The organism is Mycobacterium asiaticum, from assembly GCF_001673365.1.
GTDB lineage: Bacteria > Actinomycetota > Actinomycetes > Mycobacteriales > Mycobacteriaceae > Mycobacterium > Mycobacterium asiaticum_A.
Map to the genome: position 1 here is coordinate 1 of NZ_LZLS01000165.1, position 1071 is coordinate 1071.

The 1071-nt window shown below is 65.0% G+C and carries 2 protein-coding genes; both read right to left on the reverse strand.

The genetic code is table 11. The features are described 5' to 3' along the window. On the reverse strand, window positions 1–783 hold a 783-nt coding region (locus A5634_RS17975), incomplete at its 3' end, for an ESX secretion-associated protein EspG (protein ID WP_065145387.1). Window positions 784–882: 99 nt separating this feature from the next. After that, on the reverse strand, window positions 883–1071 hold a 189-nt coding region (locus A5634_RS17980), incomplete at its 5' end, for a WXG100 family type VII secretion target (RefSeq protein WP_172831732.1).

Consider the following 1071-nt stretch of genomic DNA (forward strand, 5'->3'; position numbering starts at 1 on the left):
GGCCGTGCGTGCCTGTTGGTACAGCGCGATGCGGCCGCCCGACCCGTCTTTGAGGGACAACACGGACGCGCTGGGTCCCTTGGCGTCGTCTCGGTACTGGCGCGCATACACCGCTACCTCGGCTGCGGGGTCGGACAATGCCTGACCCAGCGCGGCCACCGTGGAGGCGCTGATGCCCATGCGGCGCAGATCGCCGCCGGAGAAAACGTTGAAGCCCGACTCCTGCCACGACTTGGTGGCTTCGAGCATCTCCTCCAACGGAACGTTGACGGCGTTGATCGCGGCGGGGTCGGCGTGATGAATGGACTCGAGGCCGTCGATCACCAACGCGGCGATCGAGGCACTATCGGAGACGGTGACGTCGTCGACGGTGATGTCGTTGCCGACTCGCACCGCGGAAACCCAGTGTTGACCGCGGCGCGCCAGCACGACCCGAAATTCGTTGTCGGGGATGTCGCGCGAACCCGGCGGTTGGTTCTCGTCGTCGACCACACCGTAGAGCAGCTTGCCGCGGGACAGCAGCGCGACGACCTCGAGGTCCGGCGCGGCGAGCACTTTCATCCGGGCGGCGACGTGTTCGTTGACCGCGTCACCCACGACGATGCCCTGCTCGCGCATGACCGCCATTCCGGGGTGCTCATTGAGCCAGTCGTTGTTGTCGGTGGATACGTACGGCCGGCACCGCAACTCGGGCGCGACGTGCCGAATATCCAGCAGCGCCTGAAGCATCCAGAAGCCGTCGACGTTGACGGTGATGTCGGTGCGGGTGCTCTGTTGATCCATCCCTGCCTCAGTGGTCGTCAGTTATTCAATTACCCAAATTAACTACAGGACACGGCAGCACACCGTGGTGGTGTGCTGCCGCGCCTGGAGTTTCAGTTGCTAGGCCCAGCTGGAGCCCACGGCGCTGTCGGTCTGCGCCATGTTGTTGCCGGCGGACTGAACCTTCTGGCCGTGTGCGTTGGCCTGCTCGTAGATCACCTGGAAGTTGCGGCCCAACTGGGCGATGAACTCCTGGCAAGCCACCGAACCGGCGCCGCCCCAGAAGTCACCGGCAGCCAGCACATCGCG